The 19,772-nt window shown below is 65.8% G+C and carries 19 protein-coding genes and 1 pseudogene; 9 read left to right on the forward strand and 11 right to left on the reverse strand.

Annotation, left to right across the window (positions count from 1 at the left end):
- Nucleotides 1-10 precede the first annotated feature (10 nt).
- Complete coding sequence (locus G6N46_RS03430) at nucleotides 11-985, forward strand: prenyltransferase/squalene oxidase repeat-containing protein (RefSeq protein ID WP_138249336.1); 975 nt, start codon at nucleotides 11-13, stop codon at nucleotides 983-985.
- A 22-nt stretch (nucleotides 986-1,007) separates the two neighbouring features.
- Here the strand turns inward: G6N46_RS03430 and G6N46_RS03435 are convergent, their stop codons facing one another.
- A complete protein-coding gene (locus tag G6N46_RS03435) occupies nucleotides 1,008-2,018 on the reverse strand; it encodes an AraC family transcriptional regulator (protein WP_197746717.1) in 1,011 nt (336 codons plus the stop codon).
- 10 nt (nucleotides 2,019-2,028) lie between these two features.
- Nucleotides 2,029-2,838, reverse strand: a complete 810-nt coding sequence (locus tag G6N46_RS03440) for a tyrosine-protein phosphatase (RefSeq protein WP_138249335.1) — start codon at nucleotides 2,836-2,838, stop codon at nucleotides 2,029-2,031.
- Nucleotides 2,839-2,966: 128 nt separating this feature from the next.
- Between G6N46_RS03440 and G6N46_RS03445 the strand changes: the two genes are divergently transcribed.
- The 3 genes and pseudogenes from G6N46_RS03445 (at nucleotide 2,967) to G6N46_RS03455 (ending at nucleotide 6,182) form a co-directional block, all read left to right on the forward strand.
- Nucleotides 2,967-3,785, forward strand: a complete 819-nt coding sequence (locus G6N46_RS03445) for a phosphotransferase (RefSeq protein WP_138249334.1) — start codon at nucleotides 2,967-2,969, stop codon at nucleotides 3,783-3,785.
- Between the two features lie 16 nt (nucleotides 3,786-3,801).
- Nucleotides 3,802-5,205, forward strand: a pseudogene (locus G6N46_RS03450) (cytochrome P450); the annotation flags it as partial.
- Nucleotides 5,206-5,282: 77 nt separating this feature from the next.
- The gene (locus G6N46_RS03455) at nucleotides 5,283-6,182 is read left to right on the forward strand and encodes a phenylalanine 4-monooxygenase (protein ID WP_138249332.1); all 900 of its coding nucleotides are present in this window, start codon (nucleotides 5,283-5,285) and stop codon (nucleotides 6,180-6,182) included.
- On the opposite strand, the gene fahA is transcribed toward G6N46_RS03455, so the two are convergent.
- The 4 genes from fahA to G6N46_RS03475 are packed head-to-tail and all read right to left on the reverse strand — an operon-like array spanning nucleotide 6,169 to nucleotide 11,531.
- On the reverse strand, nucleotides 6,169-7,479 hold the full coding sequence (gene fahA, locus G6N46_RS03460; protein ID WP_138249331.1) for a fumarylacetoacetase: 1,311 nt from the start codon (nucleotides 7,477-7,479) through the stop codon (nucleotides 6,169-6,171). The two genes, G6N46_RS03455 and fahA, sit on opposite strands and share 14 nt — an antisense overlap.
- Nucleotides 7,476-8,771 (reverse strand): homogentisate 1,2-dioxygenase, encoded by a 1,296-nt coding sequence (hmgA, locus tag G6N46_RS03465; RefSeq protein ID WP_138249330.1) that lies wholly within the window; start codon nucleotides 8,769-8,771, stop codon nucleotides 7,476-7,478. The genes fahA and hmgA overlap by 4 nt, the downstream gene beginning before the upstream one ends.
- Nucleotides 8,771-9,988, reverse strand: coding sequence for a 4-hydroxyphenylpyruvate dioxygenase (hppD, locus tag G6N46_RS03470; protein ID WP_138249329.1), 1,218 nt, complete (start codon nucleotides 9,986-9,988; stop codon nucleotides 8,771-8,773). The genes hmgA and hppD overlap by 1 nt, the downstream gene beginning before the upstream one ends.
- 52 nt (nucleotides 9,989-10,040) lie before the next feature.
- Entirely contained in the window at nucleotides 10,041-11,531 is a 1,491-nt protein-coding gene (locus G6N46_RS03475; RefSeq protein WP_138249328.1) for a DHA2 family efflux MFS transporter permease subunit, read from the reverse strand.
- 187 nt (nucleotides 11,532-11,718) lie between these two features.
- Between G6N46_RS03475 and G6N46_RS03480 the strand changes: the two genes are divergently transcribed.
- A complete protein-coding gene (locus G6N46_RS03480; protein ID WP_135356231.1) occupies nucleotides 11,719-12,873 on the forward strand; it encodes a serine hydrolase domain-containing protein in 1,155 nt (384 codons plus the stop codon).
- A 9-nt stretch (nucleotides 12,874-12,882) separates the two neighbouring features.
- Here G6N46_RS03480 and G6N46_RS03485 read toward each other — a convergent pair whose 3' ends face one another.
- Nucleotides 12,883-13,383, reverse strand: a complete 501-nt coding sequence (locus G6N46_RS03485; protein WP_135356205.1) for a MarR family winged helix-turn-helix transcriptional regulator — start codon at nucleotides 13,381-13,383, stop codon at nucleotides 12,883-12,885.
- Between the two features lie 81 nt (nucleotides 13,384-13,464).
- Between G6N46_RS03485 and G6N46_RS03490 the strand changes: the two genes are divergently transcribed.
- Together G6N46_RS03490 and G6N46_RS03495 are read left to right on the forward strand one after the other, a co-directional pair.
- On the forward strand, nucleotides 13,465-14,199 hold the full coding sequence (locus tag G6N46_RS03490) for a hypothetical protein (RefSeq protein ID WP_174814012.1): 735 nt from the start codon (nucleotides 13,465-13,467) through the stop codon (nucleotides 14,197-14,199).
- Nucleotides 14,196-15,089: a TIGR03560 family F420-dependent LLM class oxidoreductase gene (locus G6N46_RS03495; protein WP_138249327.1), complete on the forward strand. Its 894-nt coding sequence runs from the start codon at nucleotides 14,196-14,198 to the stop codon at nucleotides 15,087-15,089. The genes G6N46_RS03490 and G6N46_RS03495 overlap by 4 nt, the downstream gene beginning before the upstream one ends.
- Here G6N46_RS03495 and G6N46_RS03500 read toward each other — a convergent pair.
- Both G6N46_RS03500 and G6N46_RS03505 read right to left on the reverse strand, forming a co-directional pair.
- Nucleotides 15,069-16,445: a cytochrome P450 gene (locus tag G6N46_RS03500; RefSeq protein ID WP_234880664.1), complete on the reverse strand. Its 1,377-nt coding sequence runs from the start codon at nucleotides 16,443-16,445 to the stop codon at nucleotides 15,069-15,071. The genes G6N46_RS03495 and G6N46_RS03500 overlap by 21 nt on opposite strands.
- A gap of 15 nt (nucleotides 16,446-16,460) precedes the next feature.
- Nucleotides 16,461-16,889 (reverse strand): nuclear transport factor 2 family protein, encoded by a 429-nt coding sequence (locus G6N46_RS03505; RefSeq protein WP_061006491.1) that lies wholly within the window; start codon nucleotides 16,887-16,889, stop codon nucleotides 16,461-16,463.
- Nucleotides 16,890-17,130: 241 nt separating this feature from the next.
- On the opposite strand from G6N46_RS03505, the gene G6N46_RS03510 reads away from it, so the two are divergent.
- Nucleotides 17,131-17,871 (forward strand): alpha/beta hydrolase family protein, encoded by a 741-nt coding sequence (locus G6N46_RS03510; RefSeq protein WP_138249326.1) that lies wholly within the window; start codon nucleotides 17,131-17,133, stop codon nucleotides 17,869-17,871.
- 82 nt (nucleotides 17,872-17,953) lie between these two features.
- The gene (locus G6N46_RS03515) at nucleotides 17,954-18,559 is read left to right on the forward strand and encodes an LGFP repeat-containing protein (protein WP_138249325.1); all 606 of its coding nucleotides are present in this window, start codon (nucleotides 17,954-17,956) and stop codon (nucleotides 18,557-18,559) included.
- A gap of 10 nt (nucleotides 18,560-18,569) precedes the next feature.
- On the opposite strand, the gene G6N46_RS03520 is transcribed toward G6N46_RS03515, so the two are convergent.
- Nucleotides 18,570-18,977, reverse strand: a complete 408-nt coding sequence (locus G6N46_RS03520; RefSeq protein ID WP_138249324.1) for a type II toxin-antitoxin system VapC family toxin — start codon at nucleotides 18,975-18,977, stop codon at nucleotides 18,570-18,572.
- Nucleotides 18,978-19,041: 64 nt separating this feature from the next.
- Nucleotides 19,042-19,731: a hypothetical protein gene (locus G6N46_RS03525; RefSeq protein WP_138249323.1), complete on the reverse strand. Its 690-nt coding sequence runs from the start codon at nucleotides 19,729-19,731 to the stop codon at nucleotides 19,042-19,044.
- Between the last annotated feature and the right edge of the window lie 41 nt (nucleotides 19,732-19,772).

A 19,772-nucleotide genomic window follows, 5' to 3' on the forward strand; every position in this document is an offset into this window, starting at 1 on the left:
TGGCGGTCGGATGACGAGCGGGGCCCTGACGGACTGGCTACTGGATTCGGACCCGGCGCTGCGCTGGCAGGTCGAGCGCGATCTTCTCGGTGCCCCGGCGGCGGCATGGGAGGCAACCCGGTCGCGGGTTGCGACCGAGGGCTTCGGCGCACGTCTGCTCGCACTGCAGGACGCCGACGGCCAGTGGGCCGGTGGTGCGTTCTTCCCGGCGGATTACGACTTCGACGACCCAGACCGGCCCGAGGAGGGCCAGCCGTGGACGGCCACCACATGGACGTTGAATATCCTGCGCGAGTGGGGACTTGACGCAGCGGTGCTGCGGGAACGCCGCACCGCTGAGTTGCTCGACGAACACTGCCGCTGGGAGTACGACGACCTGCCCTACTGGTCCGGTGAGGTGGATTGCTGCATCAACGCCTGGACCCTGGCCAACGGCGTGTGGCTCGGCGCGAGCGTCGACGGCCTCGCCGACTGGTTTCTCGAGCATCAGCTGCCGGACGGAGGGTGGAACTGCGACTGGGTCGAGGGTTCCCGTCGCTCCTCGTTCCATTCGACGCTCAACTCGCTGAAAGGGCTGCTGGCGTTCGAGGCTGCCACCGGCGGCGAGACCGAGGTCAGTGCGGCACGCCGGCGCGGGGAGGAATACCTCCTCGAACGCCAGTTGCTCAACAGGTTGACGACGAATCAGCCAGTAGGGCAATGGGTCAACGATTTCAGCTATCCGATGCGCTGGTCCTACAGCGCGCTCAACGCGGCTGAGTACTTCCGCCGCGCCGTGCTGCACGATGGCACCGCTCCTGATTCCCGGATGAGCGCCGCGGTCGAGATCGTGCGAGCTGCCCGGCAGCCCGACGGCACCTGGCTGCAGACGGGCCGCCAACCGGGGCGCATGTGGTTCGAAGTCGATGTGCCGGCGGGACAGCCGTCGAAGTGGCTCACCCTCTACGGAACCCGCCTGCTCAACTGGTGGGATTGCGCGGCATAACCTGCAGCGCAATGTTTTTCGCTCAGGTGCGAGACGCGCGGAAGGCTCGCGGACTCATCCCGTGCCAGCGGCGGAACGCCTGCGAGAAACTCGACAACTCGACGTAGCCGAGTCGACTGGCCGTCTCCGCGACCGTCAGGCGGCCCCCGATCAACATTTCTTCAGAAAGGCGCTGCCGGATCTCGTCGAGCAGTTCCCGGTACGACGTGCCCTCGGCGCCGAGCCGGTGGCGTAACGTCCGCGGACTCATCAACAGCGCATGGGCGATCTCGTGTGCGTTCGGCGGCTGCGCCGGGGACGCCAGCAGTAGGTCACGAACCTGGCCCGACAACCCGGTCCGGCTGCGCCGCTCTTCGAGAAGATTGCGACACTGTTCCTGCGTCGCGGCGGAGTTATAGGCATTGGCCTGGGGCAACGGGTTGTCCAGCAGGCCGACGGGAAGGATCAACAAGTTCTCGGGCGCGCCGAACTCCGGCTCGGTGTCGAATGCTGCGATGTAGCGCTCGAGGTTGGCCGGGCGGGGATGGGTGAACCGAACGCCGAAGGGCGGCAGTTCCGCTGACAATTCGCGCTTGATCACGGAGATCGCCGTGGCCAACCGGTCGATGTCGAACCGGCGCACGCGGTCCGGTGTGCCGGGAGCCTCCAGAACGAAATGGAACTCGTCACCGACCACTCGGGTGCCGAAGGTCGACGAAGCGAACGTCAGATCGAGATACCGCAGTCCGACATCGATCGCACTGCGCAGGTTCGGGCTGCTGATCAACGCGAACCCGAAGATTCCATAGGTGGCGAGGCGATAGCGGAGTCCCACCTCGACACCAAGATCGTCAGGATAGTCAAGAGCCTCAAGGAGATTCGTGACAACGGTCAATTCCTGGCGTGCGGTCACCTCGGCGCCCGGGCGCTGCAGGCCGCGGACGGTCAGCCGCGAACCGGCCAGGCACGTTTCCGGGCTGACCCCGCGTTCGCCGGCCAGGCCGAGCAGCACGCCGACGCTTGCCGGCGTGCGGGGGATATCCCAATCGACCACGTTGCCAAATCTAGTAAGTCGCCGCGCCAAGATCGCTTTGCTTCGCCGAATTCACTGTGGGAGTTTCGGTTTCACCCAGTAGGCGCGCGCGAAGGGCCGCGACCGCGGGCGCGTCGACGCCGATCTGACGCAGGTAGGCGTCGAAGCTGCCGAACTGCTCGTCGACCGTCCGCCACGATGCGGCGATGAAGTCACCATGGACGCCGAGGATCTTGTCCGAGAGTTGGGAGAGGTCACCGTTGCGGGCGATGACATGCCGGCGCAGTGGTTCGACGGCCTCGTTGCTCCGCAGATAGTCGGCCAGGATGTCGGCCTCCGTTATTCCGCCTGCACGCAGCAACGCGGCGATGATCCAGCCCGCGCGATCCTTTCCGGCCGCGCAGTGAATGAGCACGCCGCCCGGCGCTTCTGAGACCACGCGAATCGTGTGCGCCAGCGCGCGCTGTCCCGTCGGCAGCAGCGGAAAGCGACTGTAGGCGTACTCGAGGGCGGCCTCGAACAATTCCGGCGTGACGACGCGTGCGGGCTCATGCGGGGCGTTCTGCTGACCGTCGTCGTGCACCGACGCGGCGTGCAGCGTCACCCCCGGCGGCAGGACGTCGTGTCCGTTCCACGCGATCTCACTCTCGCTGCGGAGGTCGATGACGTCGGTGATCCCGAGCTCGCGAAGGTTCTGCTGACCCGCCGCGTCGAGCGCGCACAGTTCCGACGATCGGTAGAGCACGCCGGGCCGTACCGCGCGTCCGTCGTTGGTTCGAAGTGCGCCGACGTCACGAAAGTTCCAGGCACCGGAGAGGTGGTACTGATCGACGACGGCCACGGGCGGTAGCTTACATCTGCCCTCGGCATTGCCACTTCGAGTAAGTATTCGGCCACTTAGGGTCTCCCAGCTGCACCTTTTGGTTCGTAGCGTCATTGCCAACGAACAGTCGAAGCGAGGAGGCCCCGATGGTTGCAGTCAACGACACCGCAGTGCGCCTGGCCGGCGGCTGGGGCGGCACTGTCCTTCGCACCGGTGGAACGGTCCGCCGTTCGACCGGGCACTGGACGCCGGCCGTGCACGAACTCCTCAAGCACCTCGAGTCGGTCGGCTTCGAGGGTGCGCCCCGGGTGTTCGGCGTCGATTCCGACGGCCATGAGGTGCTCACCTTCATCGACGGACCAACGGCCGCCAGTGCCCAGGGCTGGCCCGCGTGGTTGCGCTTCGAGGCGAACCTGGTGCGGGTCGCACGACTGCTGCGCCAGTTCCACGACGCCGTGGAGAGCTTCCGCCCGGGGCCCGAACTGCAATGGCGTAACGGCAGTCGCGGCCTGGGGGACGGCGAGATCATCGGGCACAACGACGTGAGCCTCGCGAACCTGGTGGCGGACTCCACCGGCCGAATCCATTCGCTGATCGACTGGGACCATGCGGGACCGACCACTCGACGCCGCGAACTGGCTTATGCCGCATGGCATGTCGTCGGTCTGCACGCCCGCGATCACGCTCGGGCCCGGGGCTGGTCGAAAGCCCCCGACGTCGTGCGTCGCCTGCACATGTTCCTCGACGCGTACGGGCTCGACGACCGCGAAGGCTTCGTCGACGACATCATCGATCGCATCGGTGCGGCCGTCCGCTCATGCCGTGCGGCGGTGGACGCCGGCGATGGCGGTGCCCGGCCTTTCGTCGCGCTGTTGGAGGGCGACCTCGAGTTCGTCCGGCGGCACCGCGAAGCACTCGATCAGCCGAACCGCGCCTTGCGCACCCAGTCCGAATTCCAGATCTGACAAGACGGAGGAAATCATGAACATTCTCGATCAGGCAATCACCAAGGCGCAGGAAGCAATTCTCGACCCGGTGCTTGGTCGCGCCCAGTCGACAATCCCCATGCCCTTGCAGATCAAAGGCATGCACCTCTATCAGAAGACCAAGAAGTCGGTGGTCGGCGACAAGTCGCCGGTCTTCGTCGAACGCCCGATTCCCCCTGTCGAGGAGGTCGAGCTGGCAGACATCGACGTCAGCAACCCGTTCATGTTCCGCCAGGGTCGCTGGCAGTCCTACTTCAAGCGGCTGCGTGACGAGGCGCCGGTGCACTACCAGCCGAACAGCCCGTTCGGGCCTTACTGGTCCATCACCCGGTACGACGACATCGTCACGGTCGACAAGGACAACGAACGGTTCTCCGCAGAGCCGCAGATCGTCATCGGCGCTCCACCTGAGGGTCTGGACGTCGAGATGTTCATCGCTATGGACCCGCCGCGTCACGACCAGCAGCGCGGGGCGGTGCAGGGCGTGGTGGCGCCCCAGAACCTCCAGGAAATGGAAGAGCTCATCCGGAGCCGGGTGCGGGAGGTCCTCGACGGGCTGCCCGAAGGCACGCCGTTCGACTGGGTCGACACCGTCTCGATCGAACTGACCTCACGCATGCTGGCGACGCTGCTCGACTTCCCGTACGACGAGCGCCGCAAGTTGGTGTACTGGACCGACACCGTGGCCGGCAGCGCCTCGGCCACCGGCGGCGAAGCCGACATGGACGAGATGTTCAGCGCCGCAGCCGATATGGCGCGCGCCTTCAGCTCGCTCTGGCACGACAAGAAGGCCCGGTTGGCCGCCGGTGAGAAGCCCGGCTTCGACCTCATCACGCTCATGCAGTCATCCGAGGACACCAAGGATCTGATCGATCGGCCGATGGAGTTCCTCGGCAACCTGATCCTGCTGATCGTGGGCGGCAACGACACCACCCGCAATTCGATGACCGGCGGCGTGCTGGCCCTGAACCAGAACCCCGATGAGTTCGCGCGGCTCAAGGCCGATCCGGGCCTCATCACCAAGGCGGTCCACGAGATCATCCGCTGGCAGACCCCACTGGCGTACATGCGCCGCGTCGCCAAGCAGGACACCATCTTGAACGGGCAGTTCATCCGCAAGGGTGACAAGCTCGTCATGTGGTATGCCTCGGCCAACCGCGATGAGCGCAAGTTCGAGAATCCGGACGACTTCATCATCGGCCGCCACAACGCCCGTCATCACCTGGCGTTCGGCATCGGCATCCACCGCTGCATGGGCAGCCGGCTGGCCGAGCTGCAGCTCAAGATCCTGTGGGAGGAGCTGCTGGCCCGCTTCGAGGACATCGAGGTCGTGGGGGAGCCCGAGTACACCCAATCCAACTTCGTGAAGGGGTACTCCAAGATGATGGTGAAGGTCACCAGGAAGCAGCCGGCCTAGCGCATATCCTGGGTGGTAGACGCCGCGCTGTGCGACGCCCGGACCTCCGGGAGGCAGCGATGTTCGAAGAAGCGCAGTTGTATGCGCCGGTGACGCGCTCGGGAGATGACGTCACCGTCCATCTGGCTGCGGACCATCCTGGCGCCGTCGACCCGGAGTACCGGGCCCGCCGCAACGCAATTGCGGCGCTCGCCATGGACTGGCAGCCCGGGACGCCGCCACCCGTCGCGACCTACACCGACGACGAGCAGGAGGTCTGGCGCATCGCGTGTGCCGAGCTGCACCGGCTGCACCAGCGCCGCGCCTGCACCGAGTACCTGCAGGGCAGGGAGCGGCTCGGACTTCCCGAGGATCGGATTCCGCAACTCGTCGAGGTCAATGAGAAGCTCGGGCCGCTCACCGGGTTCCAGTACGTGCCCGCGGCCGGCCTGGTGCCGCTGCGTGAGTTCTACGGACTGCTCGCCGACGGCATCTTCCATTCCACCCAGTACATCCGGCATCACTCCGTGCCGCTGTACACCCCCGAGCCGGACCTGATCCACGAGGTGGTCGGCCACGGCAATTGCCTGGCGCACGAGCGGTTCGCGGCGCTGTATCGGCTGGCCGGGCAGGCCGCACAGCGGGTGAAAACAACTGAGGCACTTGAGTTCGTCTCAAAGGTCTTCTGGTTCTCCCTCGAATTCGGTGTGGTGCGTCAGCACGGCGAAGTCCGTACCTACGGCGCCGGTCTGCTGTCGTCGTACGGGGAAATTCAGCAGATCGACGTGGCTGATCTGCGGCCATTGCACATCGCCCGAATGGGTGTGCAGACCTACGACATCACGCACTATCAACCAATTCTCTTCTGTGCCAGAGGGTTCAGCGAGATCGAAGACGTCGTCGGCGGCTTCTTCGCCGACGTGGACGACGACATGGTGGCGCGCCTGGTGCACGACGCCGCCCAGGTCACGGGTAGGTGATGGCCGGGTCGATGACGGCGACGCACTCACCGAACCCGATGGTGGCCGCCCCCGGGCGATGGGCCCGTGCGCTGAGGGTAATTTCGTCACCGTCTTCGAGGAACGTGCGCGTTTCCCCGTTGGGCAGCGTGATCGGGCCCGTGCCGCCACGGCTGAGTTCCAGCAGGCTGCCTTCGGACCCCGCATCGGGTCCGGACAGCGTGCCACTGCCGAGCAGGTCGCCGGGCTGCAGGTTGCAGCCGTTGCTCGTGTGGTGAGTGACCAGTTGCGCCACGGTCCAGTACATGTGGCGGCTGGATGAGCGTGTGATCGGGTGCGGCTGCTCGCCGTCAGCGCGCATCCGGGCCGTGCTGATACGTACCTCCAGCTCGATGTCGAGGCCGCCGCCGGCGCGGTGCCGCGGGCTGTCGAGGTAGGGCAGGGGAGCGGGGTCGTCGTCGGGACGCTCGAACGGAATCCGGAACGGCGCCAGTGCTTCTGGAGTGATCACCCACGGCGAGACCGTGGTGCCGAAACTCTTGGCGAGGAAGGGGCCGAGGGGCTGGTACTCCCAGGTTTGCACGTCGCGTGCTGACCAGTCGTTGAGCAGGCAGTACCCGGCGACGTGCGATTCGGCGTCATCGATTCCCACCGGCGTGCCGAGGCGGTTCTCCGGGCCGATCCACACGCCGAGCTCGAGCTCGAAATCCAGGCGGCGGGTGGGAGCCAGTACGGGCGCCGGCGCGTCCGGAGCCTTCAGTTGCCCGTGCGGCCGGATGACGGGCGCGCCGCTGACCCGCACGCTGGAGGCACGCCCGTGATAGCCGATCGGCACCCATTTGTAGTTGGGGAGCAGGGGATTGCCGGGCCGGAACAGGGCACCGACGCTGCGGGCGTGGTGAATCCCGACGTAGAAATCGGTGTAGTCGCCAATGCGGGCGGGCAGCAGGACGTCGACGTCACGCAGCGGGGTGAGCAGCGCTGCGACGGCCTCTTGATGCGGCGCGCCCTCGATGAGCAGTGCGTGCAGCGCCCGACGAAGCGCTGTGCGGGGGCCAGATCCCAAGGCGAACAAGGTGTTCAGTGTTCCGGTCGCTGCAGCCTCGGCCGCCGCCTGCGCCTCGCCGGTGAGCAGCCCGGACGCGGCGAGTCCACTCAGGTGCAGAGCGGTGTCGCCGATCCGGACGACACCGCGCGGTTCGCCGTCGGGACCGGCCACCACGCCGAACGGGAGGTTCTGCAATGGAAAGTCCCCGGAGCCGGCGGACGTGACCCAGCTGCGTCGGCTCGGGTCGTGCGTGAAATCCAGTGCGGTCACGGCTCGCCCGGGTCGAATCGCTTGGTCAGACCGCGCCAGCAGTCCGCATAATCCTGTTGCCGCTGAGGCGAATTCGCAGCGTAGGACGTGACTTTCTGCGGGAATCGGGTCTCGAACATGAAAGCCAGCGTGTCTTCCTGCTTCACCGGCTTGAGTTCCGCGGTGATGGCAGCCTGAAATGCGTTGGCGTCCGGTCCATGTGGGGTCATGCAGTTGTGCAGGCTGATGCCGCCGGGCACGAAGCCGTTCGGCTTGGCGTCGTACACACCGCGGACGAGTCCCATGAACTCGCTCATGACGTTCATGTGATACCACGGTGGCCGGAAGGTGTCCTCGGCGACCATCCATCGCTCGGGGAAGCAGACGAAGTCGACGTTGGCGGTGCCCGGCGTCTCGCTCGGTGAGCTGAGCACCGTGAAGATCGATGGGTCGGCGTGGTCGAACAACACCGGGCCGACGGGGGAGAACCGCCGCATGTCGTACTTGTAGGGCGCGTAATTGCCGTGCCAGGCAACCACATCCAGCGGTGATTGGGCGACGTCCGCCCGCCACAGCGTGCCGCCCCATTTCACATACATCGTGGAGGGGACGTCACGATCCTCATAGGCCGCGACCGGTGTCAGGAAGTCGCGTGAATTGGCCAGACAGTTCGCCCCGATCGGGCCCCGTTCGGGGAGAGTGAAAGGGCTGCCGTAGTTTTCGCACAGATAGCCCCGGGCCGGACCGTCGGGCACCTCGATCCGCATCTTCACGCCGCGGGGAACGACGACGATCTCACATGGTTCGGCGTCGATGATCCCGAATTCGGTGCAGAACCGAACGTTGCCGTGCTCCAAGACGAAAAGCATTTCGGCGTCGCCGTTGTAGAAGTAGGCATCCACCATCGACGACGTGATGGTGTAGATGCTGCACGCGAATCCACTGCGGGTGTTGACGTCCCCGCCGGTCGTCATCGTGTGGACGCCGGTAATGAAGGTCGTGTCCTGGCCCGGCATCGGCACAGGGTTCCAACGCATTTGGGCAATGGGAACAGCAGGAGCGTCGTCGGGCGCCGAGCGCCAGTGTTCGCCGGGCACCGCCGTGAAATCGCCCCAGTGGGCCACGCTCGGCCGAATCCGGTACAGCCAGGATCGCTTGTTGGCGGCGCGGGGTGCGGTGAACGGCGACCCGCTGAGCTGCTCGGCGTAGAGGCCGTAGGCGCACCGCTGCGGTGAGTTGCGGCCGACAGGCAGCGCGCCGGGCAGGGCCTCGCTTTCGAAGCTGTTGCCGAAACCGCTTTGGTACTCGGCCATCACAGGTTCCCGCGCTTTTCCTGCTCACGCTCGATGGACTCGAAGAGCGCCTTGAAGTTGCCCTTGCCGAAACCCAGTGAGCCGTGGCGTTCGATGAGTTCGAAGAACACCGTTGGGCGGTCTCCCAACGGTTTGGTGAAGATCTGCAGCAGATACCCGTCTTCGTCACGGTCGACCAGGATGCCGCGCTGCTGCAGTTCCTCGACCGGTACGCGGACCTCACCAATGCGGGCTCGCAGTTCCGGATCCTCGTAGTACGCATCCGGGGTGTCGAGGAACTGCACACCCTGCCGGCGCAGCTCGTCGACGCTGGTCAGGATGTCGTTGGTGGCCAGCGCCAGATGCTGGACTCCCGGCCCGCGGTAGAACTCGAGGTACTCGTCGATCTGCGACTTGCGCTTCGCCACGGCCGGTTCGTTGAGCGGGAACTTCACCCGGTGGTTGCCGTTGGCCACCACCTTCGACATCAGCGCCGAGTAGTCGGTGGCGATGTCGTCGCCGATGAATTCGGCCAGGTTCACGAACCCCATGACCCGGTTGTAAAAGCCGACCCACTCGTCCATCTTGCCGAGCTCGACGTTGCCGACGACGTGGTCCAGCGCCTGGAACAGGCGCTGAGGCGAACCGTCGCGCCGGACCTGACCACTTGTTGCCGGCTGATAGCCAGGCAGGTAGGGGCCGCGATAGCGGGTCCCGGCGACATCGCGCTGAACCAGCGTGTGGCGGGTTTGCCCGTATGCCGCGATGGCCGCGACGCGCACAGCGCCGTGCTCGTCAGCGACGTTGTGCGGTTCTTCCAGGACCGTGGCGCCGGCCGCCTTGGCCTGTGCGATGCACTTGTCGACGTCGGGCACCTCCAACGCGATGTCGACGACGCCGTCGCCGTGGCTGGCGTGGTGGGCGATCAGGGGACTGTCGGGACTCACCGCGCCCTTCAACACGAACCGGACCGACCCCGAGCGCAACACGAATGCCTTGTGGTCGCGGTTGCCGTTTTCGGGCCCCGAGTAGGCGACCAGTTCCATGCCCCACGTCGATTGGAAGTAGCTCGAGGCTTCGGTGGCATTGCCGACCACGAAAACGATGGCATCCCAACCTGTTACGGGGAAAGGGTCGTCAGTCGGGTCGTACTCCACCAGGCCCACCAACTGCTTGAGCTGGTTGACGTCGAGCCGGGCCTGCTTCTCCTGGTCGGTCAGGGCGCTCTGGTTCGCCATGTGGACATTCTTCTCCCAAATACGGGATTACTCGATGAATTCGCGGCCGTGTTCAACTACCGCCGCGTTCGGCGGCGGGAACCTCGGCGAGCGCGCAATGGTAGTGGTGGTTCTGGGATTCCTCGGCCGGTTCTTCGGCAAGCAGGTCGTTGGAGATGGTGGCGAACGCGAGCACTCCGCCGAGGGCCGCAAGGCCGGCCGAAATCAGCATCGCCGTGTGGAAGCCGGCGGTGATCGCAGCGGGCGATCGGAAAGCGTCGCCGGTCAGTCCGGAGAGCGGGGGCAGCAAGGCGACGGCCAGCAGTCCCGCGGTACGCGCCACCGCGTTGTTGACTCCGGAGGCGACACCGGCGTGGCGCGCATCGGCGGCCGCGAGCGCGGCCGCCGTGACGGGGGCGACCGTCGCCGCGAGCCCCAACCCGAAGACGACGACGGCGGGGAGCACGACGGTGCTGTAGGAGGCACCCGGGCCGATTCGCGTCATCAGCACCATGCCGGCCGCTATCACGAGCGGACCGATGGTCAGTGGCAGTCGTGGGCCGATGCGTTGGGCGAGCGCGCCTGACGCCGACGAGAGGGCCAGCATGATCGCCGTCACCGGGAGGGAGGCAGCACCGGCGGCGACGGGGGAGTAACCGAGTGCGGTCTGCAGAACGACCACAAGCAGGAAGAAGACGCCACCGAGTGCGGTGTACACGACGAACGTCACCGCGTTGGCACTCGTGAACTGCCGTGAGGAGAAGATGCCCAGCGGCAGCATGGGATTCGCGGTGCGCCGTTCGATCACGACAAATGCGACAATTGCGATGGCCCCGAGTGCCCCGGCCGCGAGCACGACCGGAGAATCCCAGCTGCGGTTGGGCCCTTCCACGATGGCGACTGTCGCGCCGGCCAGCCCGGCAGTCGCTGTCGTCGCTCCGGCGTAGTCGAGGCGGCCGGCGGTCGACGGGGCGCGGCTCTCGGGCACGTGGCGCAGTGCCAGCCAGGCGACCAGGCAGCCCAGCGGCACATTGATGAGAAAGATTGCGCGCCAACTGATCGCTTGCACGAGGTAACCGCCGAGCAGCGGGCCGATTGCCGCGGCGACCCCGCCCAGCGCCGACCATGCGCCGATCGCCTTGCCGCGGTCGGCCGGCATGAACACCGACTGGATGATGGCGAGGCTGCCCGGCGTCATCAACGCGCCGCCAATACCCTGCAAAGCTCGTGCGCCGATGAGCATTTGGGCGTTGGGTGCCACCGCACAGATCGCTGATGCCACCGCGAACCATGCCACGCCGACGACAAAAATTCGCTTGCGGCCCAACCGGTCGCCGAGGCTGCCCGACAACAGGATCAATGCCGCCAGCGTCACCGAATAGGCGCTGACCACGAGTTGCAGACCGCCGACCTCGGTGTTCAGGTCGTGGCCGATTGCCGGCAGCGCCACGTTGACGACCGTCGCGTCCAGCTGAGCCATACCGGATCCCAGCACCGTGGCGGCGAGTATCCAGCGTCCCGCCACGCTGCCGAAACCTACGCCCGATGCGGTATTTGCGAGCATTCGAGTTCCCCATTGAATCGCTGTCGTGCTGTGAGCACCAACCTACCGCGCTGGAAAGTGATTATCTGGCAAAGATTTCCATGCGTTCGAGCTTTCGGCCTGTCTGCCGCGTACACCAGGGACAGGCCCAAATCGCGTTACACCATCCGGCCATATTGTTGCGTCGACGCATGCTCTAATGGTCCGCATGGCAGGTTTGACGGAGGGGAGCGTCGATCCGGCGTTCGCCGCTGTGCGAGATATCTTCGAAGCGAGCTTCGCCGACGGACAGAACTGGGGCGCGGGCGTTTCTGTCGTGATCGATGGCAGGCCCGTTGTCGACCTGTGGGGCGGCATCGCTGACCCGCGCACGGGACGGCGCTGGCAGCGCGACACGGCTTGCGTCACCTTCTCGTGTACCAAGGCGGTGACCGCGACGGCCGCGCTGATGGTGGCGGAGCTCTACGGTGTCGACCTCGAAGCACCTGTGGTGACGTGGTGGCCCGAGTACGGCGCGGCGGACAAGAGCCACACCACGGGGGAACAGCTGCTCTCGCACGCCGCCGGTCTACCCGCTGTGGAGCGCCCCGTTTCGATCGAGGAAGCTGCCGATCCGGAACTGATGGCCGGTCTGCTCGCCGCTCAACAGCCCCTGTGGGAACCGGGATCGAAGCACGGCTATCACGCGTTGACGTTCGGTTGGCTCGCCGGCGAGATCGTCCGACGGCACGCCAAGAGGACGGTGGGTGAGTTCGTGCGATCGCACATCAGTGGAGATCTCATGATCGGCACCAGTAGCGCCGCCCTCGATGGCATCGCCCGGACCGGCTTTCCCGACGCGAGCGAACAGCAATGGGCAACGGACACCGCCGCAATCCCCGCCACCACGGTCGCACGCCTCGTCGAGGCATACCGCGATCCGCAATCCTTGTTCACCCGCGCGACCGCCAATCCACCTGCGCGCTACAACCATCCCGATGTTCTGGCGGCCGGCTGGCCGGCGAGCGGACTGATAACCACTGCGCGTGCACTAGCGGATTTCTACGCGCGCCTGAGCGCCGGGGAGCTGTTGCATCCGGAGAATCTGGCCGACGCAATCCGTGTGCGGCACAGCGGTTCTGATGCCGTCATGGTTCTCGATTCCAGCTACGGCCTGGGGTACATGCGGCCGTCGCAGTTGTTCTCGTTCCCCGATAACGCCGGACCCGGAGCGTTCGGGCATCCTGGCGCCGGCGGCGCGTTCGCGTTCGGTGACGTCGACAATCAGCTGGCGTTCGCGTTCGTGCCCAACCTCCGTCGCGACGCGCTCGCCGGGGATCGTCGTGCAAACGATCTCGTCGAAGCGACCTACGCCGCACTGTAAACGCGTTGCTCAGCCAGGAGTCGCATCCCGCCGCCGGCCGAGTTGCCGGAAGCCCGGGTGCACGGCCGGCGTCAGACCTTGCTGGTCGGCGACGGCGGCGAGCAGTTCGCCCAGCGTCTTGCGTTGTTGACTGGACAGGCCGGCGGTCAGGTCTTGTTCGTGCTCACGAGCGATCTCCGAGAGCGTCCGCATCAACTTCTCACCCGATTTGGTCAGATACAACGCGTACAGGCGCCGGTCGGTCGGGTTGCGCCGGCGTTCGACCTCGCCCCGGGACTCGAGCTCGTCGAGATATACGACCACTCTGCTGGGCAACAAACCCAGCAGAGTGCTCAGTTCCTGCTGACTGAGGCCCGGCTGAGTGGCGATCATCCGCAGGATGCCGGCATGCGGGGGAGTCAGCTTCACGGCCTCGAGACGTTCGGCGAACAACTGAGCGGCGTGGTGGCCGAGCTGGGCAAGCAGGAATGCGACACCGCCCCGCTGCTGGGCGCCGGAAGCTGATGACATGGACGAACAATACATGGCCGAAACCGTTCAATTCGTGAATGAGGTTGACGCATCTAATTCACTAAGAATATCGTTCAATACATGAACGATTACGCGCACGACGGACCACCGGTGCCAAGCCGGGCGCCCCAACAGAGCGGGCCGCCGCTGTGGCTTCTTGGCACGATTTCACTCGGCCTGCTGCTCTGCGGCGTCATATTGGGTGTCGCGCTTGGCGGCACACCGCCGCTGCCGTACCAGAATTCAGCGGCAGTGCAGGATTACTTCCGCGCGCATTCGTCGTCGGCACAGGTGGGCGCGGTGTTCGTCTTCGGGGCGTCGGTGCCGCTCCTGATCTACGCCGCCACCGTCAGCGCACGGCTGCGGCAACTCGGCGTCACCGCGCCCGGTGCCACCATCGCCCTGGCCGGCGGGGTACTGGCTGCTGGGGGATTGGGGCTGTCGAGCATGCTGCTGTGGACGCTATCGCGGCCGGAGATCATCACCGACGGCCCACTGATCAATGCGCTCTACTATTTGGTGTTTCTCACCGGCGGCGTGGCACACGTCGTGATGCTCGGACTGTTGACAGCAGGCATCGCGGTCCCGGCGCTGATCCTGCAGCTGGTACCGCGACCCGTGGCGTGGGCCGGCCTCGGGATTGCCGCGGCCGCCGAGCTCGCGACGATTGTCCTCATCTGGCCGCCGGCCTCGCCCCTCCTGCCGCTCGCCAGGTTCTCGGCGCTGATCTGGCTTGTCACCGTTGGCGTTCTGCTGCCGAAGCGACGTGCCGCCCGCAACCGGCGAGAGCACGCAGTCCCTGGCGGGGCGTCATGAGGCTCAGCGTCAGCGTCACCAACTTCTCGTGGCCGCAGGGGCCGACCGCGATCCGCGCAAACCTGGCCTCGGTTGCCGAAATCCTTGATGGCACAGATGTTCACACGCTCTGGGTGGCCGATCATCTGCTGCAGGCCGACCCGGCCGGCCGACTGGATGAACCGATGCTGGAGGCGTACACCACCCTCGGCTTCCTGGCGGCCTCGACCGCGGAGCTACGGCTCGGAACACTGGTCACCGCAACAACATTTCGCGACCCGGCGGTGTTGATCAAAGCCGTCACCACCTTGGACATACTGTCCGGCGGGCGAGCCTGGTTGGGGCTGGGCGCCGGCTACAACGCCGACGAGGCACGAGCGCTCGGGCTGTTCCTGCCACCGACCGGCGAACGATTCGACCGCATGGGCGAGCTCCTCGCGCTGGCCCGCCGCATGTGGGACGGCGACGAATCCCCTTACGAGGGGCGCTACTACCGTGCTGAGCACCCCATCGGCCGGCCGCTGCCGATCAGGCGGCCGCCCGTGTTGATCGCCGGCACCGGCGAGCGCCGCACCTTGCGCATGGTCGCCGAGTACGCGGACGCCTGCAACCTTTTCGATATCCCCAACGGGGAGAGCGTGATTCGCCATCAACTCGAGGTGCTGGAGCGGCACTGCGCCGAGATCGGGCGGCCGCCTGAGGAGATCGAACACACCCTCACAACGGCTTTGACTCCCGGCGAGACGGCCGACGACCTGGCCGAACGTTGCCGGAATCTGGCGGGGCTGGGAATTGAGCACATTGTCGTGATCGCCCGCGGCCGGCCGTGGACACCCACCGAGCTCGACGTCGTGGTCAGGGCTGCGGGTCAGCTGGCGAGAGTCTCGGCATCAGCCCGGGCGCACCGGTGAAGGTCCCAGAGAGACAGGCAAATAGCTGATCCCTCGCAGCAGAGTGCTGTCGTTCGTGGCCGGCGTACCAGCGAGAGCCAGACGCGGGAAGCGCTCGAACAGCGTCTGCAGGCCGATCTGCAGTTCCATGCGTGCCAGGGGAGCGCCGAGGCACACGTGACTGCCGGTTCCGAAGCTGACGTGATCGCGGGCGTTGTCGCGTGCGGCGTCGAATTGGTCCGGGCGTTCGAACACGGCTGGATCGCGGTTGGCGCCGGCGAGGAGCAGGAAGACGGCGGTCCCCTTGGGCACCGGGTATCCGCCGACCTCAACTTCCTCGGTCGCCACTCTTACTCCGATCTGGGAAACGGAGTCGTAGCGCAGAATCTCCTCGACGGCGTTGGGCCAGCCCTCCGGATGGGCGCGGAGTCGCTCCAACTGGTCGGGATGATTGATCAGCGCCACGACGGCGTTGCCGAATTGATGTGCCGTAGTGAGGAATCCGGCGCCGAGAAGTAGGCCGGCAAACGTCCTGACCTCGAAGTCGGAGAGTTCGGCGTCCTGGACAACGGCGGACAGGATGCTGTCGTCGGCGCTTGCGCCGCGGAGTTGCTCGATGTGGGTGGCGAGGTAGTTCTCAAGCTCGCGCAGCGCTGCGACGGCGGTCTGGAAGTTACGCCACGACGGTGCTGTGGTCGTGATCAGCTTGGAGGTCGACTCACCCATCTCGTAGAGGTAGGGCGCCTCCGCGCGGGGAATGCCCAGCATGTCCGCGATGATTTCGATCGGGATCCGAGACGCATAGGCGACCGCCAGATCGCATTCGCTGCCACCGTCGTCCAGCTCGTTCAGCAGGCCTTCGGAGACGTCGTGGATGCGGTGCCGAAGCCCGTCGATCGCTTTCGGGGTGAACGCCCGGGATACGAGGCGTCGCAGCCGGGCATGGTCGGGTGCGTCGACCATCAGAAGTGACGGCGGTTCCACTGGATTGATCACGCCGGGATTGGTCTTCTCGAAGAGCCGCTGGACGGCGCGGAACGGTGATCGATCGGATGGCTTCGCGGTTCGGAACCTGTTGTCACGCAAAATTTCTCGGGTGACATGAAGATCGGCGGTGACCAACGCGTTGCCGCCGAATATTGGCGACATGCGTCCCTGTTGGCGAATCTGCTCGATCAGGTCATACGCGCAATCGTGCTGACCGTCGTCGAGCAGCAATCGGGCGAATGGGTCTCCCCGGCGTGAAAGCACCTTGAGTGTCGCGCGGGGGAGCCCATACCCCATCAGCCAGTGTGCCCGGGTCTTCATATCCAGATTCACGTCGTTCGCCCCCGCCGATCGCCTACCGCTCAGGCTAGACGGAAAAGCCGCCCGCATCGCCCAGGATCGAAATCATCGGTAGTAGCCATCACTGGCCAGGATCTCGACGCCGCGCCAACCCCAGTAGACGCGGTGGGCCTGGATCAAGCCGTCCTCGATCTCCATGACCTCGACGAAATCCATCTGCTGACCGTCCGGCGTCTCGCGGGGATACTCCCAGGTGGCACGGTGGCCGTCGGTGAAGAAGCCGGCGCGGAAGTAGTGTCGCTCGTCCGGAGTACGGGCCACCACCTCGGTCAGGAAAGGCCGGAGCTCCGTGTGGCCCCGGCAGACCCCCGGGCCGCCCAAGATGTGCGCTGCGACAGGGCTTTCCAGCGTCGCGTCCGGTGCGTAGCACGCCAACAGTGCCTCGACATCGTGGTTCGCCAACGCTTCTTCCCAAGCACGTGTCACTGCTTCGATGCCCGGGCGATCGACTTCGTCAGAGTTTTCAGCGTTCATGGATCCAGGATGCGCCGCTGATACTTCGGCGCTGGCCGAAGTGGCGGCGCCTCCGGATCGCATGACGAAAAATGGTTGGCCCGCAAAGACGGTCGCTGTTACTTTCTTGGCAGGCCAGGCAAGAGGACGAGGAGGTGGTACCCGTGAACGTATCGACGTGGGTGCTCCTCACCAGGGCCACAGTCGGGCGATAGGTCGTCCCGGGAGCGCCGTCTCACGAGCACTCCCGAAAGGCACGACCATGCACTTCATTTCCGAACATCATCTTGGCGGCGGCGGCGTCGAGCGCACCTTCAGTCTCAACGACATCCCGGGCATCCTGTGGACGCCCGAAGCTTCACCCGCGCCGTTGATCCTGCTGGGTCATCCCGGCGGTCTGCATCAGATGTATCCGCGACTCGCGAACCGCGCCCGCGACGCGTTGGCGCACGGTTTCGCCGCTGCCACCATCGAGCTGCCGGGCCGCGGTGATCGCCCCCGCCTGGCGGATCTCGAGCGGGCCCGCGCCGATCTGCACCGGGCGCTGGGTGCGGGCGAGCCGGTCGACGACATCGTCGACCGGCTCGTCATCCCGTTGGTCGATACCGCCGTCCCGGAATGGCAGTCCGTGCTCGATGCTCTCCTCGCGCTGCCCGAGATCAGCGGTCCGGTCGGCTTCTCCGGCGGGGTGCTGGCCATCGGTATCCGGTTGGCCGTGGTCGAGCCGCGCATCGTTGCCGCGGGTTTGTTCGCCGGCAGTTTCGTACCCCGCGCCATGTTCGACGAGGCCCGTCGAATCACGATTCCCCTGCACGTCCTGCTGCAGTGGGACGACGAATCGAATGACCGCCAGATGGCGCTCGACGTGTTCGACGCTTTCGGCTCACGAGAGAAGACGTTGCAGGCCAACATGGGTGGGCACACGGGCGTCCCCTCGTTCGCCGGGGAGGACGCGGCGCGTTTCTTCGCTCGACACCTCACACCGGGCGGCGCGCGGTGCTGAAGTGCCTCCGTTATGGTCGTGACCGGGCCGGGGCATCAGCTGCAACATGACGCGCACCACACCGAAGACGTGAGGGGAACCTATGGACACGAGCACGTACCGCCGCACTACCATCGCCGGCCTGGCCGCCGTCGCACTGGCCGTTGCCGGCTGCAGCAATGGCACGAGGATCGGTGTGTCGGCTCAGGAACCGCAGGTCGCCTTGGTCGTGACGTCCGAAGTTCCGGCGCCGCCCGCCGAAGTGAAGCTCATCGGTGAGCGGGACGTCGAGGTCACGCTGACCGGCCCGATCGCGGCAAAGTACGCGTCGGCGAGCGACAAGCAGAAGTCGGCTCTCGGCAAGCCCCTGACCGGTGACCACAACGCCGGAACCCGCGACAGCGGCGTCGTCTTCCAGCAGTTCCAGGGCGGCGCCATCGTGGCCAAGAACAGCCAGCCGGGCACGCCCGCGTACATCATCTGGGGCAAGATCCGGGAGGCCTGGAATGTCCAGCGCGATGCGGACGGCGTGCCCGCGGCCACCGGCACCAACGGCTCGGCCGGCCCCCTGGGCGTCGTCACCAGTGACGAGACGCCTGTCGGCGATCAACTCGTCGCGACGTTCGAGCACGGCAAAATCGCGTACAACACGACGACCGGTCAGGTCGAGGTGACGGTCAACGGCAAGGGCGTCCCGTCAGGGCTGTAGAAGGCGACGCTCAGCTCGATGACGCCAGGATCTGAGCCGGTGACACAGTTGGAACGAAAGCGCTTGCTGCGGAAGCAAATTCATGGTCCGCAGTGGCCAGCGCGTCGGCCTGCAACTGAGTGAGTGCGATGAACTCAGCCCGGTAGGTGTCCGGCCAGTTCAACTCGGCGGCTATTCGCCAGGCGTGATCCTGCAGGGATCGATCGCCGAGAAGCCGGATTCGCAGCCCACGGATCCGGTCGAGCACTTTTCGGCCCGCCCGCTCGTCGATCTCGCCGCCGCGCACCGACTCGTACACGAGCGCAAGGACTTGCGAGCGCAGGAGCGTCGGCGCAGCCAGGCTGTGTTCTGACGGAATCGAAGCTCCCGTCGTCGCGAGCGAGATTGCCACCGGCGCATCGATGACGAAAGTTGTCATTCCAGCACCATCGCATGGTGGGGCTGATGCTGCGTGTCGATGAACTCGTCTCAGGTATTCGGTGTCACCCGCCCGAATCGGCGTCTTTGCACGCGGGCTTTCGCGCAGCAGCGACGTTCTGCTTGGTCGTCTGCAAGAGGCGTCCGATCGCTGTGTCCATCTCTTGTGGGCTGCGCCAGCCAGTTTCGATTGAAGCCCGTTTCCAGGTGCTGCCGGCGAGAACAAGGTTCGCCACATGTGCGAGTCTGTCCGCGCTCGGATATTCGGACGCGGTGGCGAGTGCGGCGAGCACTTCTCGCGCGCGCACGCTGCGCCGTCGAACTGCCTCCCACTCGCCGACGGCTTGGGTGCGGATTGGGTCTTCACCCCGTGCCGCAGCGTCCCAAGCGGGACCATCTTTGACAATCATCTGACCGGTCACGCGGCTTCTGGGGGCATCGCTGATCCATGCAGTGATCACGTGCTCGAAAGCGAGAACGATCCAGAGATACTTCCGCGCTTCGACATTGCACCGCAGGGACATGTACGTGATGCGGCCTGTACGGACATTGGTCTCGACGGTCATCACCTCCCAGTCCTGGGGCTGAAAATCGGTCAGATACTCCATCGGAATTCCGCGCGCTTCGAAGCGGGATTTTGCATGCGGTATCTCGAGGCCAAGACCGGCGAGCTCCGTCAGCTGTTGGCGCGCCTTATCAAAGAGCGGCGTTGGGCCGTACTTGGTGTGGAATCTCAGGGTGCGGACATTGGTCATAGCCGGCACAGAGTGCCAGCAGCCACCGACAAGTTTCGCCC

Source organism: Mycolicibacterium phocaicum (assembly GCF_010731115.1).
GTDB classification, from domain to species: Bacteria; Actinomycetota; Actinomycetes; order Mycobacteriales; family Mycobacteriaceae; genus Mycobacterium; species Mycobacterium phocaicum.